This window comes from Agrobacterium sp. Ap1 (assembly GCF_017313375.1).
Classification (GTDB): domain Bacteria; phylum Pseudomonadota; class Alphaproteobacteria; order Rhizobiales; family Rhizobiaceae; genus Neorhizobium; species Neorhizobium cellulosilyticum.
Map to the genome: position 1 here is coordinate 22,477 of NZ_JAFLMY010000024.1, position 23,572 is coordinate 46,048.

The following is a 23,572-nucleotide window of genomic DNA, read 5'->3' on the forward strand; positions in this document are numbered from 1 at the left end:
ATTGGACTTCTGCACACGATTCACAAAGAGAATCATGGGTATATCCTGGTCATTCGGGGAAGAAGACGAATGAAAATTTTCCTATTCAGACTTCCCTCAGATAGGAAAAGGCAGGCAACCACCACAATGCAAACTGTCAGAAAACTGCATATATTTCTGACAGGAGAATTGCCATGCAACGACTGACAGCACAGATCATGGCCTATGCCGAACAGCTGCCCGAGGGAACGGCCCTGTCCGCGAAGGCCTTCCTGCATTTGGGAAACCGAGCGGCGGTAGACCAGGCGTTATCGCGTCTTTATGAACGCGGCGAGCTCGTTCGGGCCGGTCGGGGGATCTATCTCAAGGCAATCAAGAGCCGCTTTGGAAGCCGGCCGCCGACGGTCGAGCAGGCCGTCGAAGCCGTTGCGCACCAGCGTGGCGAGGTGATCGTTTCGACTGGTGCCGCGGCTGCAAACGCGTTGGGGCTGTCCACTCAGGTACCGATCCGGTCCGTCTATTTCACATCTGGCCGCAGCCGAACCATGACTGTCGGTAGTCAGACGGTCGAGTTGAAGCACGTGCCGCGCTGGCAGCTCGCCTTGGCGAATAAGCCTGCCGGCTTGGCTGTGCGCGCGCTGGCATGGCTTGGTCCGGAAAAGGCAGAAGAGGCACTTCCGAGCATCAAGCGGAAGCTTTCCGCCGAAGCGTTCGGCGAGCTCGTTACAGCCGCCCCTCAGTTTCCCAGCTGGCTTGCCCGCAGTGTAGGAAAGGCCGCTTATGGCTGAACAGTTTTTGCAGCTGTCTCGGGACGATCGAAGGGAAGTTCTCGCAATCGCCGCGGAGAAAGCCGGCGGCCGATTCATCTTCTGAAAAAGGACACGTGGGTCGTCTGGGCACTGCAGACCCTTTATGGAACGGCGCTCGGTGACCATCTCGTCTTCAAAGGCGGCACGTCCCTCTCTAAAGCCTACAACGCTATCCGCAGATTTTCGGAAGATGTCGACCTGACCTACGATATCCGTGAACTTGCTCACAAAGACCCGCCCTGCGAGAACCCATCATGCGGCGACAGCATGTCGACCGCGGAGACAACCGTGCCCACGGCGCCGGACGAATTTGTGGGAATAGTGATGCGACCCCTTAAACGTGAAAAAATACTGTGATGCATAGCTTGCAGCACGGCAACGAAATATATCGTCTAAAATCTGCTTGACCTCATACAGGCGATTAGACAACGGATATGAACCACAGACCCGCGAACTGTTCCGCCATGGGCCTGATTATATTCGAATTTACGGCCTATCATTGCCAAGGCATCTTCCACTAGACCCCTTTCGCTCGCTACCGGATTAACTCCCAAAAGCTCTGGTGACGCTCAGAGCCTTGATTAAAAACGCGATCTGGTCGCGAAGACCTGCTTCAGTGTCGTTGCCTTCCCGGACCTCCTGTTCAACGAGCACAGGGTGATAGAATGGCGTGAAGGCAGTCATCACATTTCTTGCTTCACGCCCGGGATCCTGGACTTCGAATTCCCCGGAGACTATCCCGTCCATCACAATGGTCCGGAGGATTGTAACAACTTCATCATTATGCGCTTTGTAGATCGCCCAATTTTCACCTGCCGCCGCCGCCATCAACTCATGAACGCGCTTCTCTTCGACAAACGTTGTCTTTCGCATCTGGTGTAGTAGCGTCAGAGTTTTTTCGAGCTTCGTTTGAGCCGATCCACAAACGCACGCGGTCGACTTTACGGCTTGGATGAATTCCATGAAGAACCGACCACAAACTGACGCATCTATCGCCATCCTGGAAGGAAAAAAGCGATAGATATTTCCAGTGCTCATGCCCAAGCAACCTGCAATATCAGCGACTGTAGTTTTCCGGAAGCCGATGCGGCGAAAGTGATTTTCCGCCACATCCAGGATACGTTCGCGCGTCGTCGCGACTTCAAGTTCCACAAGTTCAGGACGGCTCCTGAGTAGTCGAGCAGATCTCTTATCCATCCAGCGTTCCAACTGAGATCCTTATTCGGCAGCCATCGCCCGCGTATGTTCCGGCTCGACATCCTGGACCGGATGGCTATGGACTGCCACCTTCGGGGGCGTAATCCGGAACCACACAGCATAGAGGGCCGGAAGAAAAAGTAGGATCATCACGGTGCCTGCGGCCGTTCCGCCAATCAGGGTATAGGCCATCGACCCCCAGAAAACAGAATGCGTCAACGGTATGAATGCGAGGATCGCCGCAAGGGCAGTGAGGATGACAGGACGTGTCCGCTGCACGGTCGCTTCGACGACAGCATGGTAGTCGTCGAGACCCGCGGCCTGATTATCCTTGATCTGCTCCGTCAGGATCAACGTGTTTCGCATCAAGATACCCGCTAGCCCTATAAGGCCAAGAATGGCGTTGAAGCCGAACGGCTGATTGAACAGGAGCAAGGTCGGAACCACACCTGCAAGACCAAGCGGTGCTGTCAGCATCACCATTGTCATCGTCGACAAGCTACGAACCTGAAGGATGATGACGATCAGCATAGCCGCAATCATCAGCGGGAAAACTTGAGCGAGTGCCGTGTTTGCCTTGAGAGACTCCTCGATGTTGCCGCCCATCTCGATATGGTATCCAACAGGGAGCGACGCGATGAGCGGCTGTAGTGCCTTCCTGACCTGTTGCGAAACCTCCGGTGGCTGCGTCGCCTCGTTGATGTCGGACCTGATCGTGATGACCGGGGTCCGGTCACGACGTTTCAGGATCGGCTCTTCAAACCGGATCTCGGAGTGCCCGAGTTGATCCAACGGCACCTGACGGCCATCGCGGCTCATCAGCGAGAAGTCGGCAAGCTGCGATGGGTCGAGACGGATTTCGCCGGCACTGCGTGCGACGACGGGCACATTTCGAATATTGTCGCGCACCTGCGTGACGGGGATGCCGGTGAGCAGCACCTGCATCTGTTGGGACGCCTCCGACGGAGAAAGACCAATCAGATTAAGTCGCTCCTGATCAGGGATAAACCGCAAGACCGGTGTCCGGTTGCCCCAGTCACGGTTGGCCTGCCGAACATCGGGAACGGTCTTCATGAGCGCCAGAGCCTGCTCTGAGATCTTGTAGAGTTCGTCCTGATCGGGTCCCATAATCCGGAATTCGACCGGGAACGGCGTGTACGGACCAAACACGAGCTGCGTCACCCGGACAGACGCTTCAGGAACAAGACCCTCCGAAATAGCTGCACGAAGACGGTGCTTCAGTCCTTCGCGTGCATGGGCGTCTGGCGTGAGTACGACGACCTTGGCGAAGGCGGGGTCGGGCAGTTCCGGTGCCATGGCAAAGAAGAACCGGGGCGCGCCCTGCCCTATATAGGACGTGACGATATTGCTCTCGGGCTGGGTCTGCAGCCAGTCTTCGACCTTCTTGACTGCGGATGTCGTCGCTTCAATGCTTGTGCCTTCGGGCATGCGCACCTCGACCAGGACCTCTGGACGGTCCGATGTGGGGAAAAACTGCTGCTTTACGGCGCCCATTCCGCCAACCGAAGCGGCCATGGAAATGCCGACCACGGCGCAGACCATGAACTTATGGCGGACGGCGAACTCGATGACGGAACGCAGACGACGATAGTTCGGCGTGTCATAGATGGCGTGATGACCGCCCTCGACCGGCTTGATGTTGGGCAACATCTTCACACCGAGATAGGGCGTGAAGGTGACGGCGACGATCCAGGATACGATGAGCGCAAAGCCCACGACCCAGAAGATGTTTCCGGCATATTCGCCTGCGGTCGACTTGGCAAAACCCACGGGCATCAGTCCGATGATCGTGACCAGCGTTCCGGACAGCATCGGCGCTGCCGTATGACTCCAAGCATAGGCGGCCGCCTTGATGCGGTCCATGCCCTCTTCCATCTTCACCACCATCACTTCGATAGCGATGATGGCATCGTCAACCAGAAGTCCGAGCGCGAGGATCAAAGCGCCCAGCGTAATGCGGTCGAAGAACCGTCCGGTTTCCAGCATGATCAAGAAGACGACGGCCAGCGTCACCGGCACGGCCAGTGCGACAACGATGCCGACGCGCCAGCCGAGTGCGACCAGGCTGACGAACAGAACCACACCCAGCGCCATGGCAAATTTGAGCATAAACTCGCCGACGGCTTCATCGATGTTGACGGCCTGATCGCTGACCTTGGTCAGCGTCATGCCCAGCGGCAGTGTCTGCGCGATTGCTTCGGACCGAGCCTCGAGCGCCTTGCCGAGATCAAGACCGTTCCATCCCGCCTGCATCACCGCACCCAGCATGATCGTCGGTTCGCCCTCGTGGCGGATGAGGTAGGTTGCAGGATCCTGATAACCGCGACGCACCTCAGCGAGGTCGGAGAGCTTCAGGGTTCGTCCAGCAGCAACGATCGGCGTGTCGGCAATCGCCTGGACGCTGTTATAAGCTCCGTCGAAGCGGATAAAGACCTGTGGACCCCGTGTGTCGATAGAACCCGCCGGCGTCACCGTGTTCTGTCGCTGCAGCGCAGAAGCGATATCCTGCCCGGATATGCCGAGTGTCGCGAGCTTCGCATAGGAGAACTCGACAAACATCTGCTCGGGACGCTCGCCGACGATGTTGATTTTCTTGACGCCAGGCACGTGCAGGAGGTCCTGGCGGATGACTTCCGCCTGGCGCACGAGATCGCGCATCGGCATTCCCTTGGCCTTCAGGGCATAAAGGCCGAAACTCACGTCGGAATACTCATCGTTGACGAACGGTCCGATGACGCCAGGAGGGAGATTGCGGGCTTCATCCCCGAGCTTCTTGCGCGCCTGATAGAATTCTTCTGCGACGGCGCTCGCCGGCGTGTTGTCCTTCAGCGTGACTGTGAGGAAAGCGTAGCCGGGCCGCGTCGTCGTTTCGACACGGTCGTACCAGGTGAGTTCCTGGAGGCGCTTTTCGAGGGGTTCGGCAACAAGGTCCTGCATTTCTCGCGCGGTCGCGCCCGGCCAGACGGACGTGACCGTCAGTGTCTTGATCGTGAACGACGGATCTTCGGCGCGTCCCAGCTTGACGAAGGCGTAGGCGCCAGCGGCGGCCAGCAGCACGATAAAGAAAAGAGTGATGGCACGCTCGCGAACGGCGATGGCGGAAAGATTGAAGTTCATTAGTTTTCCACCTCTTGTTGCGAGGCAATCCTGACGGTTGCGCCATCGTTGAGAAGATGAGCGCCCAAGGCAACGACCTGCTCTCCAGTCTCAATCCCGGTAATAAATGCCGTCTCCACGCCAATCTGGCGGACCTTGACTGGTGTGAACTTCACAGTCGAAGTGGTGCCGTTGACAACCCAGACGCCTGTACGATTGCCGTCGTCCAGAATAGCGCCGACGGGTACTGCAACTTCCGACTGGCGGTCGGCGTCAGGGATTTTGATTGTCACGGTCGAGCCAAGCGGGGCTGAAGCCGCATCGCCATCGAGAATGTAACGAGCCTCGTAAGTCCGGGTTTGGGGATCGGCAGAATCGGAGATCTGCCGCAGCCTGGCCTTGCCGCTGAGACTGCCGCCTCCGTAGACATCGGCCTGCGCCTCGGAGCCGAGAGCAGGCCGCAGGGTCTCAGGAAGCCAGACGACGGCTTCCCGTGGTCCGGACCGTGCCAGTTGCACGACCGTCTGGCCTGCTGCTACGACCTGCCCGGGATCTCCAAGCGTTTGGACGATGGTTCCGTCAGAGTCTGCGACGAGAAGCGTGTAGAGGGTTTTGTTTTCAGCCACTTTGGCGTCGGCTTCTGCTGCCGCGAGTTGAGCCGTCGCGGTATCCAGCGCCGCTTTTGCCTGTTCATATCGCTGTGGAGTGGCTGCCAAACCATTTTTTACCAGCGCTGCATAGCGTTTCTCGTCCGCCTCCGCCTGGACCAGAACGGCGCGTGCTGCCGTAACGGTGTTGCGCCTGGATGTCAGCGCCAGTTGAAGATCGGTTTCATCAATGCGCATGAGTGCCTGGCCTTTGCTGACCTGCTGCCCCACATCGACCATCCGCTCGACGATCTTGCCCGGAACACGGAAACCAAGGTTGCTCTGGACACGGGACGCGACCGTTCCTGTGAAAGAGCGCTCAGTCATTCCGGTATTAGTGGTCTCTGCGACCCGAACCAAGGGGGAGGCTGTCCTCGGATCAACAGCCACCGCTTCCTGCCTCGTCGGTTCGTAGAACATGAAAAAGGCTCCGCCAGCGCCAGCGGCTGCCACGAGGCCGACGACAGACAGGACGTGTTTGCGTTTCATTTTTGCGTTCTCTTCTTGACCAGCGACCCAAACGAATTAGATTGCGATCTAACTCTATTTATGATATAGATGTCAATTGAAATCTAATTGGAGATCGATATGAGAGTGAGCCGCGCGCAAGCTGAAGAGAATCGGGACAGGGTCATTGATGTCGCGAGCCGTATGTTTCGTCAGCATGGTTTCGATGGCATCGGGCTCAAGGATTTGATGAAAGGGGCCGGTCTCACGCAAGGAGCGTTTTACAAGCAGTTTGCGTCGAAAGACGATCTGGCCGCTATCGCGTCAAGGCGCGCCATGGAAAGCGCCACACGCAGATGGTCAGCGGCCGCCAATGACAGTGCCGACCCCCTTGAGGCTGTTATGGCCTTCTACCTATCCTCGGATCATAGAGGAGAAAAAGCGGAAGGTTGTCCGCTGGTAGCGTTGGGATCTGATGCGGCCCGACAAAGCGCTGAGGTCAGGCAACCTTTCGAAGACGGTATTCGTGCTCACTTCGAGGTGCTGAATGAATTGACAGGTGACAGCAAGAGTTCCGAACCAGGTAGCAAGGCCATGGCAATCCTTTCTCTTATGGTGGGCGCCGTGACGCTATCGCGAATCATGGAAGACGCGACCATGTCACAAGGCATTCTTGATGCAGCGGCTGACGAAGTCAGACGCATTGCCCGCCGCGATGATGTCGCCTGAAGGTCAAGCCGGGTCCAACGCCCTGGCATGATAAGGGCCAAAGTTTAGCGCCCCGACAGGGTGAGGCCTCTTTCGGCACTTGCTTAAACTGCATGTATTTACAAAAGGCCCTGACCGCATTGTCGGACGGGATGCTGAAGGCATGCCTATTTCTAATGAGACAAAAGGTGGAAAACAGATGCGTCGTATCGTTGTTACGGGAATGGGAGCCGTCAGCCCTCTGGGTGCGAATGTCGGGATCTCATGGTCGCGCCTGATTGCGGGACAAAGCGGTTTGCGGCGACTGTCGGACGAGATCGTCGCAGACCTGCCTTCGAAGATCGGAGGCGTCGTCCCCTCAATCATTGAGGATCCGGAAGGCGGCTTCGATCCGGATACGGTCCTCGCTCAGAAGGACCAACGCAAGGTCGACCGGTTCATCATCTTTGCACTGGCGGCCGCCGAAGAAGCCCTCGCGCAGGCGAACTGGAAACCGACGTCGAACGAGGACCGGCTGAGAACCGCGACGATCATCGCATCCGGCATTGGCGGCTTTCCTGCCATCACCGAAGCCGTCCGCACCGTCGATCAACGCAGTGTGCGCCGTCTTTCGCCCTTCACCATCCCGTCGTTTCTCGTCAACCTCGCAGCGGGACAGGTCTCGATCCGCCATGGCTTCAAAGGTCCTCTGGGGGCACCAGTCACGGCGTGTGCTGCTGGTGTCCAGGCAATCGGCGATGCTGCCCGGCTCATTCGATCTCATGAAGCAGACATCGCAATTTGCGGCGGGACAGAAGCCTGCATGAACATCGTGAGTTTGGGCGGTTTTGCCGCCGCCAGATCGCTGTCGAGCGGTTTCAACGAATCGCCCCGCCGCGCATCGCGCCCCTTCGACACATCACGCGACGGCTTCGTCATGGGCGAAGGAGCCGGCATGCTTGTCATCGAAGCTTTGAGCCATGCGCTCGCGCGCGGTGCAACGCCACTTGCCGAACTGGTCGGATATGGCACGACCGCTGACGCCCATCACATCACCTCTGGACCGGAAGACGGCAACGGCGCACGCAGGGCGATGGAGATCGCCATTGCGCAGGCCGGAATTTCTTCGCGCGAGATCGGCCATTTGAACGCTCATGCGACGTCTACTCCGGTCGGGGATCTTGGTGAAATAAGGGCCATCAAGAGCGTATTCGGGTCCGATAAGACGGTCGCCGTTAGCGGGACCAAATCGGCAACAGGGCATTTGCTCGGTGCGGCCGGCGGTCTCGAAGCTATCTTCACAATTCTGGCGCTTCAGAACCAGATCGCGCCGCCGACGCTCAACCTGAACAGTCCCGATCCTGAAGCCGACGGCATCGATTTCGTTGCGAACCAAGCGCGTCGTTTGGACGCTGAGTACGCCATATCGAACGGCTTCGGCTTCGGCGGCGTTAATGCCAGCGCACTCTTCCGGCGTTGGCCAAAGGTAAACGGCACTTCGACATCTGCCATCGCCTGACAGTTAGCGTCGAGCGACGATCTCCTGAACAGCCTGATTGATCGAAGAACAACAGCTTCATCCGGTCACGCCGGCGATTGCTAGAAGGCAAACACCGCAGGGGCAAACGGGTCCAGCGCCATCGTCTGCTGGACCAGGACCGCAAGGCTGTTGATGCCGGCCCGGAAGTCGATCGGCTCCCGATGCAGGTAGACCTTCAGATCAGCGCCCAGTCTGAACATGACCCAACGCTCCTATGATTGCCGCCAGCCCATTCTCATCGTCATACTCAAGGGTCAGGCTGATCCCGTTCGGCAGGAGCGCACTCACCTTGGACGTCTGATACGGCTTGCCCAACGGCACGCTCTTTGTCAGTAAATCGCCGCCAGAAGTCGGAGGCATATCTGGAGCAATCTGAACCGGAACGAATGCCGAGACCAAAGGCAAAGGACGCTTCTCCATGGCCTTCTTTTTCCACTTGCGAACGAGATTAGCATTCACGCCATGTTCCCGAGCAAGTCGAGAGACCGAAACGCCGGGCTCCAAACACGCTGCGACGAGCTGATCACGCGAAGCAGGGTCATATCGACGGCGGCCGTCGCGACCAACAAGCCGCACCTGCAATTTAAGAGCATCTTCATCCATGATTTGGTGTCCACCTATTTTGGTGTACACCTCATGCCTTAGAGCGCTGCGCTTCAGAAGGTGCGCAGAAATTCGCGCTTACCTTCAATCATGCGCGATCGTATGTGAAGGATGTGAGTAGCGTGGTGACGAAATTGCTTGCCCGTTCCTTGACCAGCGTCTCCGTCCACTCGCTGGTGCCGCGGAGCCTCAAGTCTGTCTGGATGCTGTCGACGGCAGCTTCCTCAATTCGCTTGACGTGGGCGTTGAACGTAGCCTCTCCGCCGCCGTGGTACATGTCACGAATGACCATGCGCAGAATTTCCTGGATCGCAATCTGCCAGGCCGTATTGATCGCCTGCAGGTCTTTGGTGTTAGTTTCCATAGTTGCGGTCCTTGGGAGTTATGACTGAATGACGGGCGCGCCTCGAGTGAGGGCGCATCGCTGGATCGGCAGAAGCGTAGATCCGCCATCCTACAGGCCTAAGCCTGGCGGGACTTGCGGGCGGCGTAGCGTCGGTCGCGCTCAGCCTTGCGAGCGGCCTCGTCCTGAACCACCCGCGAGATTCGGGCATTTTCGGCCGAATTTCGCGCCTCGATCTCGGCCACGGCGGCCGCCTCGATGGCTGCCTGTTCTTGAGCGGCAAGGGTGACGATCCGGGTCTGTTCCTCGTGCTTTAGTCGTTCCCGCTCTGCACGGCGCGCCTCACGAGCTTCAACGAGGGAGATCCGCTCGGCCTGTCTGGCGGATCGTGAAGGCTCGGCCGCCTTCTTTGCTGAGCGGTAGGCGATGAGAAGGGCAGCTTTGGCGTCTGCAGCAGCCGAGCGTCGATCGGTGAGTTCGTTGTTTCTGGCGTGTCTCAAATCTTTATCCTGAGTTATCGTTTGGGATGTTCAGCTGAACTTCGATCGTTTGGCAAGCAGTGCGGATGTTGCGGATGCTCTGTCGGCGCGTTCCTTGGCGAGGCGCGCTTCGCGCAGCCTCATTGTCTTGGCGTCGCGAGCCTGAGCCATCGTTGCGAGCTCTTCCGCCGCATTGTTCTTGGCGAAGAACTCCGTCTGAATATTGCCAAAGGCAGCCTCAGCCTGTTGTCGAGATTTACTGTATGTCTCTGTCATTTGTCGTCGATCTGGCTATGAGCCGAGATGAAAAAGGCCAGGCGAACCGCCTGGCCTCAAAATGATAACTGCTTCCGGCAGTGCCAGTACATCCGTGGTCAAAGGGAAGCAGATATCGATCAAGCGGACTGCAGATTGCAGGCTGACATCTTGCCCGACTTCATGTCGCGCTCGAGTTCGAAGCCGATCTTCTGGCCTTCGACGAGTTCGCGCATTCCTGCGCGCTCGACAGCCGAGATATGAACGAAGGCGTCAGCGCCGCCGTTGTCAGGCTGGATGAAGCCGAAGCCCTTGGTGGAATTGAACCATTTTACTGTGCCAGTGGTCATGATGAACCCTTTCAAAGCATAGAGTGAGGGACCGCGAAGCAAGCACCACGCAGCGGAAAACCGACTATTTTTGAGAGAGAAGTTCGCTTAAAGCGCGGTGCCAATCGCGCGGTAGACAAAGCTCGGCAAGCAAAAGATCGATGAAGCAGAATTACCGAATAAAGAGTGCTACGTCAACGTTTAGTTTTCAAAATGACACATTTACACCCTCGGGTTGCGTTATCTTTAAAAACGGTGCGGCGCTTCGGCTGGATTAATTCCGGCGCACAGTATTCAGATCAGGGCATGGTCGGGCAACGAACCTATCCCGCAGTCTCTGTGGACGGGAAAACGGCGGCAGCGCTCGCCTGATCATTCATGAGCTTGCGACGAACTCAGCGAAATATGGCGCTCTGTCTACGGTTAGTGGTTACATCAATTTAGAGTGCCATCACGACGACGACACCCTAAATATCGTCTGGCGTGAGACAGGGCGGACCGCCTTCGCCCGGCGAGCCTACGAAAAGAGGCTTTGGCACGAAAATGGTCAACAGGACGGTGGAGGCCCAACTTATGGGCAAGATCGCGCGACAATTTAAAGGACTCGGCTTGGTGATCACACTTGCCGTGCCGCTAGCTGTCATTGGACGCTAGCGGTGGCTCGGAACAGCTAAGGCAGGCATTCGCTTTCCATACCCCTGCCGCGCCGGAAGACAACGCTCTAATGATCCAGCTTGATCGCTCTGGACTTGCTTGACGAGTGACCTAAGTCGCCCCTGCGATATTCGATGGGATTGCTATGACCTCACACGTTTCCGACCGGTACAACGACATATTCGTTGGCGATGGCGAGATGGCGCAGATGATGCGTCTGCACAATTGGGCGGAAAGCTCGGTTGGACCGCCCGAGACATGGCCCGAAGCACTCAAGGTGGCCATCCGTCTTCTGCTGACCTCCAAGTTTGAGATGTGGCTCGGTTGGGGGCCGGACATAGCCTTCTTCTATAACGACGCTTACCGGCCAACTTTGGGCGGCAAGCATCCCAATGCGCTGGCTGTCCCAACAAAGACGCTTTGGGCGGAAATCTGGGATGATATCAAAGACCGGCTGGAAACCGTGTACGGCACAGGACAGGCGACCTGGGACAGGGCACTGCTTCTTCTTCTGGAAAGGAATGGCTATTCAGAGGAGACCTATCACACCTTTTCCTATAGCCCACTGATAGGGGATAGCGGCAAGGTTGAAGGGGTATTCTGCGCCGTAAGCGAGGAAACAGAACGGGTTATAAGCGAACGGCGTCTGGGGACTATGCGGACCCTCGCATCAGGCCTGGCTGCAGCCAATACCGCAACTGAGGTTTTCCAGGCGTCACGCGACGCCCTTGGGGCAAATCTTCAAGACCTCCCATTCAGCGCTCTATACGTTTTCGACGCGCTAGGAGATGCCACGCGGGAGTGGGTCTGCGGTGCTGCAGCTAACCATTCTTTGTTTCCGACAGAAATTAGCCTTGGCGATATATGGGACGTCCAAAGCGCCTGGTCAAAACAAGCCGTCGCACTGATAGATCTTTCAGGGACGGACGGCGTTCCATCGGGACCTTGGCCTAAAAGTCCGACGCAAGCGGTGGTGATCCCTCTCACTGGTCAGGGAGTTGAAAAACCGAGAGGCGTCTTAATCTGCGGCATGAATCCGCACCGGCCGGTCGGCGATGAGTACCTGGATTTCCTCAAGCTGATTTCGGGCCAAATCGCTTCGCGTCTTGCCAGCGCTCACGCATTCGAAACTGAACGGCGACGCGCGACAGCATTGGCTGAGGCTGCCGACATGCGGGATCAGGCAGCGGCCGCACTTGAGCAACTCAACCGGCAGCTCTCCTCGGAAGTCCAACTGCGCACTGCAGAACGAGATCGCATGCGAGCGCTGTTTCAACAGGCGCCGAGCTTCATGTGTATCCTCCGCGGTCCCGATCACGTGTTTGAGCTTGTCAATGATGCATACCTCCAGCTCGTAGGTAATCGACAGCTGGTTGGTCTTAGCGTCCGGGACGCTCTCCCAGAAGTCGCCGGTCAAGGCTTTTTCGAACTATTGGACGGCGTATATCGGTCGGGTGAACCGTATCTCGGCCGGTACTTGCCAGTCTCATTACAGCCCGATGATGAGAAGGAAGCTGATCAGCGGTTTATCAATCTTATTTATCAGCCGATATTCGATCACGCAGGGAACGTAACCGGAATTTTTGTCGACGGGTTCGATGTCACAGATCTGAAGCGCGCCGAAGATCAGCTCCAGAGCCTTAATCACACGCTTGAACAGAAGGTAGAGCAGCGGACCCAAGAGCTAAGGGCCGCGCTCGTCAAGCTTGAGAACGAGACGGTCGAGAGAGAAACTGCGCAGATTGCGCTGAGACAGGCGCAAAAAATGGAGGCCCTCGGTAATCTTACTGGCGGCGTAGCGCACGACTTCAATAATTTGCTGCAGGTTGTCAGCGGCAATTTGCAGCTCTTGTCCAAGGATGTTAAGGGCAATTCCCGCGCAGAGCAGCGCCTTCAGAACGCCTTGGCGGGCGTTGCTCGTGGCGCGAAACTGGCCTCTCAGCTCCTGGCATTCGGCCGTCGGCAGCCGCTTGAGCCAAAAGTCGTCAATGTGCGCAAACTAATCCAGAACATGGATGACATGCTTCGGCGGGCCTTGGGTGAGGAGATCGAGCTTGAAACCGTCGTCTCGGGCGGCCTGTGGAATACCTTGATCGATCCCAGTCAGCTTGAAAATGCGATCCTCAACCTGGCGATCAATGCGAGGGACGCAATGGACGGCCGTGGACGGTTGACGATAGAAACCGCAAACTCGTTCCTTGATGACGAATATGCCCGCACCCATGAGGACGTACGCCCGGGACAGTACGTTCTTGTTGCCGTGACAGATAATGGTTCAGGCATACCGCCCGATATCATAGAGCATGTCCTCGAGCCTTTTTTCAGCACCAAGAAGGAAGGAAAAGGAACCGGCCTTGGCCTGTCCATGGTTTACGGATTTCTGAAGCAATCTGGAGGTCACCTCAAGATTTATAGCGAAGTCGGGCACGGAACGACGATGAAGCTGTATATGCCTCGCACTGTGCAAAACGAGGATAACCTGTCAGACGTAAACGCCATTGCACCGCGTGGCGGTACTGAAACCGTGCTGGTCGTGGAAGACGATGACGGTGTTCGAGAAACATCAGTGGCGTTGTTGACTGACCTCGGATATCGCGTTCTCAAAGCAAACGACGCGCAATCCGCATTTGCTATCGTGACCAGCGGGGTTGAGATAGACTTACTATTCACCGACGTCGTGATGCCTGGGCCGATGCGCAGCACAGAGCTTGCAAGAAAAGCCAAGGCGCTATTCCCGGGAATGGCGGTGCTTTACACTTCTGGCTATACGGAAAATTCAATCGTGCATGGCGGGAGATTGGATGCGGGCGTCGAGCTTTTATCCAAGCCCTACACGCGAGAGGCCTTGGCCCGCAAGGTACGTCATGTTTTGACGAATGCGCAGCAGCAGCAAATTGCGTTGGAACGCCTTGACCAAACCCCACACGCTCAACCGGACAAACAGATAGCATCCCCGACTGTGCCAGCCCATGTGCTTGTCGTTGAGGATGAACCTCTGATCCTGATGGCGACAGCCGATATGTTGGATGAGCTCGGCTACGTCGTGCACGAAGTGGGTTCGGCCGAAGATGCACTCGATATCTTGGAACGCGAAAGGATCGACGTTCTACTGACTGACGTGGGCCTGCCACAAATGTCTGGCACTGATCTGGCACGGATGGTCCGCGACCGGTGGCCAACCGTGCGCATCGTGTTCGCAAGCGGGGATGAAAGTGCCAAGTCGGTTTCGGGGATTTTAGATGCTCTTCAACTATCGAAGCCATTTACGTTAGACAGTCTGCAGAGTGTCCTGAGCGATGGATAACTAGAGGACATCGAGATTTAGACCTCCTATCACACGCTAATGTGCCGCGCTTTCGCCTTGAAGGGATGTGAACCTATGCTGCCTACTTTGCCATCATTCTTTTGTCAGGCAGGCAGTCAGGTTAGCGAAATGACGAAATGATCCCGGTCAGCACTGCAATCGCCATCATGCGTGCGGCATAGGTCGTCGACTTGGCTTCGTCCCGCGGCAGAAAATAGTAGCGACCCTCGCGGCAGGCGCGCAGGAACCGGCAATAATCCGGCATCAGCGCCTCCATCCGCTTTTTCGCATCTCTCGCCGTCTCCTGGCGGTCGTTGCGGAACGTATCGAAAATCACGTCGGCGTCGAACTCGGGCAGGGCTTCCGGGCTGAACATGGCGCCGGAATTCTCGGCGATCGCCTCGGTCAGCTTCGGTGACGGAAAGCCTGCAGCGCGCAGCGCCAGTCCTATGCTGCCATAACTTCGCTCGACGCTGATCTTTCGGTCGGAGGTCGCGGAGATGACCGAGACCACGGGCGGATTGTCGCCTGCCAACCTGCGCAGCTGCTGGACCTGCGCCTCGTACCGTCGCCGCAGGATGGCGAGCTGCTGGTGGCGTCCCGTCAGCTCGGCCAAAAGATCGTAGACACCGTCCGGTGCACGCAGAATATCGTCGATGACGACCACCGGCGCGATCGCCTGCAATTGCTCCGCCGGCGTCGGCCGCCCCTTCAACGTCACGATCAGATCAGGCTTGAGCGCCGCAACGCTTTCCACGTCGATCGGCTGCAATCCGAGAAAGGCCATGCCGGCATTGTCGAAATCCAGCCCGGTCAGCGTCAGCCCGGACCGCAAAAAACGGTGACCGTCGCGGCCCAGCCGGCCGGGGCTGGCGACCGGAACCACGCCCAGCTCCAGCAGCGGCACGGTCAGGTCGGCGTCGTCCAGCGAGATGATCCGCAGCGGCCTGTCCGGAACCTCGACGGTTCGTCCCTCGTCATCGGTGATGACCCGCCCCAGCGCGGGCACTGCCGGCAGCAGCAGGCCGAAGCAGAGCGCCAGGGCGCAGGCGGCGGCGCGATAGCTTGGCGAGGTCATAACGTATCCCTTCTTTGCAACATGAGGCCGAGGAAAAACGGCAGTCCAAGCACGGCCATCAAAATGCCTGCCGGGATCTGGACGGGGGCAAACGCCGACCGACCGACCGTATCCGCGGCAAGCACGAGAAGGCCTCCGATCACGGCGCTGCCGAACAGAAGCGGCATCTGCGACGAGCCGAAGCAGAGCCGCGCCAGATGTGGCGCGATGAGGCCGACGAAGCCCAGTCCGCCAACGACCGAAGCGCAGGCGGATGTCAGCAGGACTGAGGCCGAAAGCCGCGCCGCGTTCAGGTGTCGCGCACGAATGCCGAGACCGACGGATGCCATGTCGCCCAGCATCGCAGCATCGGCGGATCGGGTCGTGGCGAGCAGAATTGCACATCCCAAGATCGTCCAGGGCAGCGCAAGCCGGAGATCGGACCACGATGCGGCGTGCAGACTGCCCCCAAGCCAGATCATCGCCGTCTGCACCTCGTTGATGGCCGTCATCGTCATGAACAGGGCGATGGCCGATGACAGTAGCCAGGAGACGCCGATCCCGATCAGCACGAAACGCAGGCCTGAGAGCGAACGGGCAATGCCGATAACGACGATCGCGACGGCAGCCCCTCCGGCAAGGCCCAGAAATGGGCGCCAGAAGGCCTGCATTTGCGGGAAGAACAGCAGCATCGCAACGACGGTGATGACGGTGCCTTCCTTGACGCCGATCAGGCCAGGATCGGCCAGGCCGTTGCGTGTCGTCGATTGCATCGCAGCGCCCGCTGCGCCGAGCGCTGCGCCGCAAAGCAGAGCGAGGAGGATGCGCGGTAGGCGCAACTGGCCGATAATGATCGACAGCAGCTCATTCTTTCCCGACCCGGCGAGCCAGGACAGAACGGCCGGCACCGATGTCGGCGCACTGCCGATCATCGTGGCGGCAATCGCACCGGCAAACAGAAGCGCGGCAAGGCTCAGCAGCGCCACTAGCCCGACGGGCCGGTAGATGAGGAAGGACTTGTCCCCGCCGGCTTTGTGATATCCCGAGGTTAGGCGAGATCTGCTCATCGGACATGCCGCGCGACTAGAATGACGAAGAACAGCGCCCCTACGGCGCCGGTTACCACGCCGGTGGCGATCTCCGCCGGCGCAATCAGTTGACGCGCAAGCATGTCGACCACCAACAGCAGCAGCGGCCCGCCGAACAGGCAGGCCAGGAACTGAAGCCGGATACTCTCTCCCATGACGCGGCGCACCAGATGTGGTACGATCAGGCCGATGAAGCCGATCGGGCCGGCCAGCGTCACAGCGGTACCGCTCAGGACGGCCGCTACCAGAAGCGCTGAAAGACGCGTCGTCCTGACATTGATGCCCAGACCCCGCGCCACCTCGTCGCCCAGCGCCAGCGCCGCAAGCCTTGGCGCGAGCAGAAAGGCAGCCACCACGCCGACCGCTATCACCGGGACGGCGACGGCGATATTGTCCGACGACTGCACGGCAAGATCGCCGGCCAGCCACAGCCTCAGATCCTGCAATGCCTGATCATCCACGAGCAAAAGGGCCGACGTGACCGACGATGCGAAGGCGGATACGATCACGCCGGCCAGCGTTACCTTCAGGGGTGTCGCACCGGAGCGGCCGAAGCTGGAAAGCGCCAGCACGACCGCGAAGGCTGCGAAAGCGCCGGTGGCGGCAATCGCCGGGCGGATCAGGCCGGCCGCGTCGAGACCGGCCACCGATGTCGCGACCACCGTAAGCGCCGCGCCGGAATTAAGGCCGAGCAGTTGCGGTTCCGCCAGCGGGTTGCGGATCACCGCCTGCATCAGTGCACCGGTCAGCGCCAGCGCCCCCCCGACGAGGATGGCGGCGACCAGCCGCGGCATGCGAAACAGGAACAGCGCCTGATGATCGAAATTCGAGGCGTCGTAGGCGGTCAGCGCCGACAGGATCGTCCCGGTAGCCATCGGCCGCGCACCGATGGCGATTGAAAGGACGGCGGCACAGGCGACAGCACATGCGAGACCCATCAGCACGAGAAACCTGGCGGTCGGAAACGTCCCGTGGGGTTTTCCCGCAACCGCGCTCTCAGTCATCCCGGCCACCCTCTGACGTAACCGGCAGTCTCGGCACGAAAACCGGCCTTGCCGTTCTCGGATCGACAAACACATCGACGGCCACGTCGAAGACAGCTTCGATCGCTGCGGCCGTGCAGACATCGCCGGTCGCGCCCGCCCCGTGCACGACGCCTTGCCTGAAGAAGACCATCTGGTCGGCATGGGAAGCCGCGAGATTGAGGTCGTGCATGGCGATCACGATTGTCCGGCCATGGCGGCGGCTAAGGTTTTGCAGAAGCGCCAGGATTTCGAGCTGGTAACGTAGGTCGAGCGCCGAAGTCGGCTCGTCGAGCAGCAGGATGGGTGTTTCCTGTGCCAGCGCCATGGCGATCCAGCAGCGCTGCCGCTGGCCGCCGGACAATCCGCTGACCGGACGATCCGCGAAATCGCCGACGCCAGTCATCGCCATTGCGTGATCGATCGCAGCAAGGTCCGCGGCACTCCACAAGCCTAAGAGGCCGCTATGTGGGTAGCGGCCTCGCGAGACCAGTTCGAAGACGGTAATGCCTTCCGGCATCGGAGGGGATTGCGGAAGGATCGCCAGCCGGCGGGCAACGGCCTTGGTCGGCTGGCTCAGGATCGGCCGGCCGTCCAGCTCGACGGTGCCCGAAGAGGGGCTAAGAAATCGCGCAAGGGCCGCCAGAAGGGTCGACTTGCCCGATCCGTTTGGCCCGACCAGCGCCGTCAATCTGCCCGGAGCGATGGCGGCACTGACCCGCTTGAGGATTTCGGTCTTCCCGTAGGAAAACGTCACGTCCCGGGCGGTCAGCGTCGCGGTTCCGGCCGGCTCCTGCGGATGAGGCATCACGTCCGGCAACCTCAGAAGGTCGAGGAAAGCTTGAACGTCACCGCACGTGGCTCCCCGTAATAGTTCTGGCGCTCGCCGTATCCGACCGACTGGTAATAGGTCTTGTCGAAGACATTGGTGACGGTCAGGCTGGCCTTGAGGTTGTCGTTGAACCTGTAGCCCAGCTGGAGGTCGACGACCGCATATCCCGGCTGGCTGAAACGCGCGCCCTCGTCGATGCGATAGACATCAGTGAAGGCCCGGATGCCGCCACCAATGCTCAAGCCTTCCAGTCGACCCGTCGGTACGGTGTACTTGTTCCACAGGCGGAAGGAATGCCTCGGTGCCCGCGGTTCGAAGACGCCGCCGGAATTGTCGGGATCCTCCAGATATTTGCTCGTCAGGTAGGTGTAACCGGCCGTCACGTTCCACGACGGCAGCAGCTCGCCACTGACATCCACCTCGAAGCCGCGGCTGCGCGCCTTGCCAGAGGGGAGCGAATAGTCCTCATCGGCGGGGTCGGTGACGGCACGATTGCGATCCTCGATCTGGAACAGCGCAAAGCTGGCATTCGCTGCGCCATCGAAGAGTTCAGTCTTAACCCCGACCTCGTACTGCTTGCCCTCACGCGGATCGATGACCTGATTGTCCCGCGTGACAGCGTCCTGCGGCACGAAGATCGAGGCATAGGACGCGTAGATCGACGTCGTGTCCGTGATGTCGATGATGCCCGCGACATAAGGGGTAAATTCAGCATCGATCGAGGCCCGCGACGTTTCCTCGCCAGTCTGCCGGTCCGACGACTGCGTCTCCCACCAGCTGAGGCGCCCGCCGGCTATGATCGTGCCCCATTCCACCGGCTTGATCTGGGCCTGCCCATACACACCGTATTGCCGGCTTTTGACCTGCTCGAAGCGGTTGAATTCGAAGTCCGGTTCGGGGATTCCATAATCCGGATCAAAGATATCGAGCGGCACCTCGTCGCCGCGGGCGCGGTCCATCTGTTCGGTTGCCTTGTGGTAATCGGCTCCAAGCACGACTTTCTGCTCCTGCCCGCCGACGTCGAAAGGAATGCTGACCGACGTGTCGAGATTGAGGTTATCTTCCCGGTCCATCCGGTGTTCCGGCAGAAGCTCGGTGAGGCCGGTCGCGGGGTCGACCGCCGCATTGGCGAAAGCGATCTTTCCGTCACGCTTGCGGTCGAGATAGTTGGCGCTGAAGTCCCACAGCGCACCGCCCTCGAACTCGTGCTCAAGCTTGGCGAAGACATCCGTCGATCGGGTGCGGCTTCTATCCCAGTCAGCGCCTGCATAGGTGGAGCGGGGCACATCGAGCAGGGTACCGTCAGCATAGGCCGGCAGACCACGGGAATTGCGTCCGTCACCTTCCTGCCATGCCCCGCCGAGCGTCAGCGTGGTCCGGTCGGTGATGTCGAAATCGAGTGCCCCATATAGGAGCCTGCGGTCGTAGTTGACCAGATCGATGAAGGAATCACCCTTGTCCCAGGCTCCCACGATGCGGCCGCGAATGCCGCCGTCGTCGGTCAGCGGGCCACTGATATCGGCATCCACCCGGCGCTGGTTCCACGAGCCGACTTCGCCATCGATCTTGATCTGCCGTTCGTCTGTCGGCTTCTTGCGCACGAGGTTGATCGTGCCGCCCGGCTCGCGAGCGCCCTGCAGGATGCCCGCCGGTCCCTTCAGAACCTCAACGCGGTCATAGATCGCCGTATCGAATGTGGTCACGTCGTTATTGGCCGACATCGAACTCCCGTCCACCTGCAGGCTGCTGGCGACGAACCCGCGGAACTGCAGTTCGGTGCGCTCGTTCACGTCGTCGTTCTTGATCAGCGTTGCGCCATTGGTGGCACCGATGACATCCTGGACGCTGTTGAGATCCTGGTCGTCGATCTGCTCGCGCGTCACGACGGTAACGGAATTCGGGATCTCGCGCAGGCTGCGCGCCATCTTGCCGATCGTCACCGTCTCTGCCCGGTAGGAGCCACTGCCCTCCGTCGTCGCAGTACCCGCCTGAACCACGATCGGCTTAAGCGTGGTGGCATCGGTTGCCGCGTCTCCGATGTCGGGCGCAGCTGCCGGATCGTAGATCTGGATCGTCCGGTTGTTGCTGAAACGGTAAGACAGCCCCGTGCCATCGAGAAGCGTGGACAGCGCCTGCTCGGCCGTCATTGAACCCCGTACGGGTTTCGCCGAGACCGCCATGTTCCGGTTTTCCCGGAAAACCACCGCAAGCCCGGTCACGCGGCCGATATCGTTGACGGCCTGCGGGACCGACTTCGCCGGAATGTCGAAGCTGAACTGGCGTGCCGCTGCTTGCTGTGCCTGCACCAGCGACACACCGCTGACCGTCGTCCACAAAACCGCGGCTAGAACCAGCCGCGCCCCACGCATTCCATATCCCGACATGCCCACTATCCCCTACGCAATTGTCCCCGAAAGCGCGGGCGGCTTTCATGCCGCTGTCCTTACTCTCCTGATACATTCACGTATGAGGCGGCCGATCACTGAACCCGGCACGGCGCATATTTTTCCGAAAATCTGATAAATTACTGATATCGATCAGGAAAAATCAGGGACTTACTACGGTGAAGCGGCTGGTCAGATGATGCAGGCCAAAACCGACGCTTGCCTGAAGCGAGGCCAGCGCCGCGTCCGTGTCGTCGAGCGGAAAGCTTCCAGTCACCCGTTCGTCGGCAAGGGTGGATGTCACGATCACGATACGTCCGCGTCGATACCGCGCGATCTCCTGGATCACATCGGCCAGCCGCGCGCGATAGAAGGTGTATCGCCCTCCCCGCCATGCTAGCGCATCACCGAGTTCGACGAATTGTGCGGCGGCCACGCCCTGTGGTCCGAAATTCACCTGCTGGCCAGGTTCGAGCGTCGTTGTGCCCGCATGTGCATCCGTTCTGACGGAGACCCGCCCATGCGCAAGCGTCACCGATCCGCCATCTGCGACAAGCCGGACGTCGAAGCCCGTTCCCAGAACCTCCACACGGCCACCCGCCGCCTCCACGACGAAGGGGATCGTGGAAGGGACAACTTCGAAGAATGCGCCGCCGCGGAGCAGCCTGACCCGACGTTCTCCGGCCGCGGAAACATCAACTAGGGCACTATCGGCATCGAGCAGAACCGAGGAGCCGTCCGCGAGCATCACGGTCCGCCTTTCGCCGCGCGCCGTCATGTAGTCTGCTCGCAGGTCTTGAATGAGGCCGGGACGTTCCAGCCATATAGCGCCCGCTACCAGGGCTGCCACGACAATGCCCAGGGTTCCGAGCCGCTTGCCTGTCTTACGATCACGCTTGGCCCGGTCCATGGCATCAAGATAGACCGATAATTCGTCCGCCTCCTTGTCTGCCAGCCGCTTGCCGGGATTTTCCATGGCGTACCAGGTCGCCTCGATCGCCTGATAGGCCTCCAGGTGAGCCGGATCGGCATTCACCCATTTCTCGAACTCGGCCCAACGTGCTGCTGTCGGATCGGCGAGCAGGGACACGAACCATTGCCTGGCCGTCTCTCGCAGTTCGGTAAACTCGTGGGCCTCGGGCGATGTCATGGGGGTCCGGAAAACTTGGCGGTCGTCAGTGATCAGACGACCTTTTCGCATGCGGCGACCGCGCGCGCCATATGCTTTGCCACGGCCCGTTGCGAGATGCCGAAGACGCCGGCAATTTCGGAAAAGCTTCGACCATGAATCCGGTTGAGCAGAAAGATATGCCGGGTCTGCTTCGGCAGCGCGGACAGTGCATCATCGATACTGCCGAGCGATTGACGTGCCGACATCACGTCATGTGGGGAGACAGTTTCGCAGGCATATTGCCAAGCATACTGCTCCGGCAGAATCCGCGCGAAATATTCATTGCGCCGTCGCTCGGAGCGGACATGGTCGATCGTTGCGTTGCGCGCGCATCTGGTCAGATAGGCTGCATCGCTGCCGCTCCGTTGCGTCGCCTTTTCCCACAGCCGAAGGAAGATGTCATGAACGAGATCCCCCGCAGTTGCCCTGCAGCCGATGCGCCTGAAAATCTGGCGCTCAAGCCTTTCATGTTCGGCAGCATATAGTTCGGCAATTTTTTCGGATGTTAAATTCATTGGAAAAGGCTGGCTCGCTTGCTCAGGAGACATCCTTGCTACGAAAGTCGTAGAAGCCTTTCAACCTCAATAGTTTAGATCAATTCTACGACCACAAGCGCATCGCGCAAAAACCTTCATGCTACTGTCATGTTTTTGCAGCCGAATTTCGCTGTTGTCGTCATGTCGTACGTTTCTCGCCCCAGTTTACAGGATTCGCGGGAGAACATGCTTTTGTCGAACCGTTGCGAAGATGCGACACGTCCTAAAGCAGATGGCCAAGACCGAATGCCAGAAGCGAGGCGCCTGACACCAGCGTCACGACATCCATCATTGTCCTGAAATGATGATCGCCAAGGCGCGCCAAGAGGGGGCGAATCAGAAACGTCCCTGCCATCAGCGCACCACCGATGACGACGCCCCGCAGCATGTTTGTCACCGTAATGGCGCCGAATTCCCGGAAGCTGACGATCTTGGCGGCCTGGACGAGAAGCGACGCGGCCGCTTCCGTTGCGATGAAGGCGCCGCGCACAAGGCCGAAGGCCAGGAATGCCGGGACGCTCAGCGGACCCGTCGAAAGGAATATCCCCGTCAGGAAGCCGACCACGGCGCCGGTCAATGCCAGATGGCCGATCTCGGCCGTTGAAAATCTGGCCGTGGCCATGCGGCGGATCGGCACCAGCGCCATGATGAACAGGCCGAGCATCGCTTCCGGCCATCCCGCCGGAAGGTGGATGAGCGTATAGGCGCCGAGCGCTGCGGCCGGCATGCCCGGCAGTGCGTAGGCGAGCACCGCTTTCCAGGCGATCGACCGCCACCAAGCCAGTGCCCGCGACAGATTGGCGAGAAAACCCGCCACCGCCATGATCGGGATCGCTTCGACCGCGCCGAACATTGGCACAAGAACCGGCAGAAGCAGAAGGCTGGCTCCGGTGCCAACCAGTCCGCTCAGCGCACCTGCGGCTAGAGCGACGCTCAGAAGGACGAGCCATTGATCCAAACGAATATCCTTTTCCGGTCCGCTTCAGCTTGGAAAAGCGTCGTTCAATTTGGTGGTCGCCTCGTAGGTCAGCAGCGAGACGGGGCGATTGCCACCAGGAAGAAGAGCTTCGCCGCAGTCGCCGGAATGCCGGG

The 23,572-nt window shown here is 59.3% G+C and carries 21 protein-coding genes and 1 pseudogene; 5 read left to right on the forward strand and 17 right to left on the reverse strand.

Annotation, left to right across the window (positions count from 1 at the left end; translation table 11 throughout):
• Positions 1 to 173 precede the first annotated feature (173 nt).
• Positions 174 to 767: a DUF6088 family protein gene (locus JZX87_RS26400; protein WP_206828862.1), complete on the forward strand. Its 594-nt coding sequence runs from the start codon at positions 174 to 176 to the stop codon at positions 765 to 767.
• Positions 760 to 1,013, forward strand: a pseudogene (locus tag JZX87_RS26405) (nucleotidyl transferase AbiEii/AbiGii toxin family protein); the annotation flags it as partial. The gene JZX87_RS26400 and the pseudogene JZX87_RS26405, both read left to right, overlap by 8 nt.
• A gap of 318 nt (positions 1,014 to 1,331) precedes the next feature.
• On the opposite strand, the gene JZX87_RS26410 reads toward JZX87_RS26405, so the two are convergent.
• From JZX87_RS26410 to JZX87_RS26420, 3 genes are all read right to left on the reverse strand, one after another.
• Positions 1,332 to 1,940 carry a TetR/AcrR family transcriptional regulator gene (locus tag JZX87_RS26410; protein WP_353654265.1) on the reverse strand — a complete coding sequence of 203 codons (609 nt, stop codon included), beginning with the start codon at positions 1,938 to 1,940 and terminating at the stop codon, positions 1,332 to 1,334.
• A gap of 66 nt (positions 1,941 to 2,006) precedes the next feature.
• Positions 2,007 to 5,123 carry an efflux RND transporter permease subunit gene (locus JZX87_RS26415; protein WP_206828864.1) on the reverse strand — a complete coding sequence of 1,039 codons (3,117 nt, stop codon included), beginning with the start codon at positions 5,121 to 5,123 and terminating at the stop codon, positions 2,007 to 2,009.
• Positions 5,123 to 6,238 carry an efflux RND transporter periplasmic adaptor subunit gene (locus JZX87_RS26420; RefSeq protein WP_206828865.1) on the reverse strand — a complete coding sequence of 372 codons (1,116 nt, stop codon included), beginning with the start codon at positions 6,236 to 6,238 and terminating at the stop codon, positions 5,123 to 5,125. The genes JZX87_RS26415 and JZX87_RS26420 overlap by 1 nt, the downstream gene beginning before the upstream one ends.
• 99 nt (positions 6,239 to 6,337) lie before the next feature.
• Between JZX87_RS26420 and JZX87_RS26425 the strand changes: the two genes are divergently transcribed.
• Both JZX87_RS26425 and fabF read left to right on the forward strand, forming a co-directional pair.
• Positions 6,338 to 6,925 (forward strand): TetR/AcrR family transcriptional regulator, encoded by a 588-nt coding sequence (locus JZX87_RS26425; protein WP_148147152.1) that lies wholly within the window; start codon positions 6,338 to 6,340, stop codon positions 6,923 to 6,925.
• Positions 6,926 to 7,103: 178 nt separating this feature from the next.
• Positions 7,104 to 8,402 (forward strand): beta-ketoacyl-ACP synthase II, encoded by a 1,299-nt coding sequence (fabF, locus tag JZX87_RS26430; protein ID WP_206828866.1) that lies wholly within the window; start codon positions 7,104 to 7,106, stop codon positions 8,400 to 8,402.
• An 80-nt stretch (positions 8,403 to 8,482) separates the two neighbouring features.
• On the opposite strand, the gene tnpB is transcribed toward fabF, so the two are convergent.
• The 6 genes from tnpB to JZX87_RS26460 all read right to left on the reverse strand — a co-directional run bounded on the left by tnpB (position 8,483) and on the right by JZX87_RS26460 (position 10,453).
• On the reverse strand, positions 8,483 to 8,623 hold the full coding sequence (tnpB, locus tag JZX87_RS26435; RefSeq protein ID WP_206828867.1) for an IS66 family insertion sequence element accessory protein TnpB: 141 nt from the start codon (positions 8,621 to 8,623) through the stop codon (positions 8,483 to 8,485).
• On the reverse strand, positions 8,604 to 9,026 hold the full coding sequence (tnpA, locus tag JZX87_RS26440) for an IS66-like element accessory protein TnpA (protein WP_148147149.1): 423 nt from the start codon (positions 9,024 to 9,026) through the stop codon (positions 8,604 to 8,606). The genes tnpB and tnpA overlap by 20 nt, the downstream gene beginning before the upstream one ends.
• 88 nt (positions 9,027 to 9,114) lie before the next feature.
• On the reverse strand, positions 9,115 to 9,390 hold the full coding sequence (locus JZX87_RS26445; RefSeq protein ID WP_148147148.1) for a hypothetical protein: 276 nt from the start codon (positions 9,388 to 9,390) through the stop codon (positions 9,115 to 9,117).
• A gap of 98 nt (positions 9,391 to 9,488) precedes the next feature.
• Positions 9,489 to 9,869, reverse strand: a complete 381-nt coding sequence (locus JZX87_RS26450) for a DUF6481 family protein (RefSeq protein WP_148147147.1) — start codon at positions 9,867 to 9,869, stop codon at positions 9,489 to 9,491.
• 30 nt (positions 9,870 to 9,899) lie between these two features.
• Complete coding sequence (locus tag JZX87_RS26455; RefSeq protein WP_206828868.1) at positions 9,900 to 10,124, reverse strand: hypothetical protein; 225 nt, start codon at positions 10,122 to 10,124, stop codon at positions 9,900 to 9,902.
• Positions 10,125 to 10,243: 119 nt separating this feature from the next.
• Positions 10,244 to 10,453: a cold-shock protein gene (locus tag JZX87_RS26460; RefSeq protein WP_018902430.1), complete on the reverse strand. Its 210-nt coding sequence runs from the start codon at positions 10,451 to 10,453 to the stop codon at positions 10,244 to 10,246.
• An 832-nt stretch (positions 10,454 to 11,285) separates the two neighbouring features.
• On the opposite strand from JZX87_RS26460, the gene JZX87_RS26465 reads away from it, so the two are divergent.
• Positions 11,286 to 14,390 (forward strand): hybrid sensor histidine kinase/response regulator, encoded by a 3,105-nt coding sequence (locus JZX87_RS26465; protein WP_206828886.1) that lies wholly within the window; start codon positions 11,286 to 11,288, stop codon positions 14,388 to 14,390.
• Positions 14,391 to 14,511: 121 nt separating this feature from the next.
• On the opposite strand, the gene JZX87_RS26470 is transcribed toward JZX87_RS26465, so the two are convergent.
• From JZX87_RS26470 to JZX87_RS26505, 8 genes are all read right to left on the reverse strand, one after another.
• On the reverse strand, positions 14,512 to 15,468 hold the full coding sequence (locus JZX87_RS26470) for an ABC transporter substrate-binding protein (protein WP_206828869.1): 957 nt from the start codon (positions 15,466 to 15,468) through the stop codon (positions 14,512 to 14,514).
• Positions 15,465 to 16,514, reverse strand: coding sequence for a FecCD family ABC transporter permease (locus tag JZX87_RS26475; protein WP_206828870.1), 1,050 nt, complete (start codon positions 16,512 to 16,514; stop codon positions 15,465 to 15,467). The genes JZX87_RS26470 and JZX87_RS26475 overlap by 4 nt, the downstream gene beginning before the upstream one ends.
• On the reverse strand, positions 16,511 to 17,539 hold the full coding sequence (locus tag JZX87_RS26480; RefSeq protein WP_206828871.1) for a FecCD family ABC transporter permease: 1,029 nt from the start codon (positions 17,537 to 17,539) through the stop codon (positions 16,511 to 16,513). Before JZX87_RS26480 ends, JZX87_RS26475 begins: the two co-directional genes overlap by 4 nt.
• Positions 17,532 to 18,365: an ABC transporter ATP-binding protein gene (locus JZX87_RS26485; RefSeq protein WP_206828872.1), complete on the reverse strand. Its 834-nt coding sequence runs from the start codon at positions 18,363 to 18,365 to the stop codon at positions 17,532 to 17,534. Before JZX87_RS26485 ends, JZX87_RS26480 begins: the two co-directional genes overlap by 8 nt.
• 14 nt (positions 18,366 to 18,379) lie before the next feature.
• Positions 18,380 to 20,773 (reverse strand): TonB-dependent siderophore receptor, encoded by a 2,394-nt coding sequence (locus JZX87_RS26490; protein ID WP_206828873.1) that lies wholly within the window; start codon positions 20,771 to 20,773, stop codon positions 18,380 to 18,382.
• A 163-nt stretch (positions 20,774 to 20,936) separates the two neighbouring features.
• Positions 20,937 to 21,923 carry a FecR family protein gene (locus JZX87_RS26495; RefSeq protein WP_206828874.1) on the reverse strand — a complete coding sequence of 329 codons (987 nt, stop codon included), beginning with the start codon at positions 21,921 to 21,923 and terminating at the stop codon, positions 20,937 to 20,939.
• A gap of 32 nt (positions 21,924 to 21,955) precedes the next feature.
• Entirely contained in the window at positions 21,956 to 22,459 is a 504-nt protein-coding gene (locus tag JZX87_RS26500) for an RNA polymerase sigma factor (RefSeq protein ID WP_206828875.1), read from the reverse strand.
• Positions 22,460 to 22,703: 244 nt separating this feature from the next.
• Positions 22,704 to 23,438 carry a sulfite exporter TauE/SafE family protein gene (locus JZX87_RS26505; RefSeq protein WP_206828876.1) on the reverse strand — a complete coding sequence of 245 codons (735 nt, stop codon included), beginning with the start codon at positions 23,436 to 23,438 and terminating at the stop codon, positions 22,704 to 22,706.
• Positions 23,439 to 23,572 lie beyond the last annotated feature (134 nt).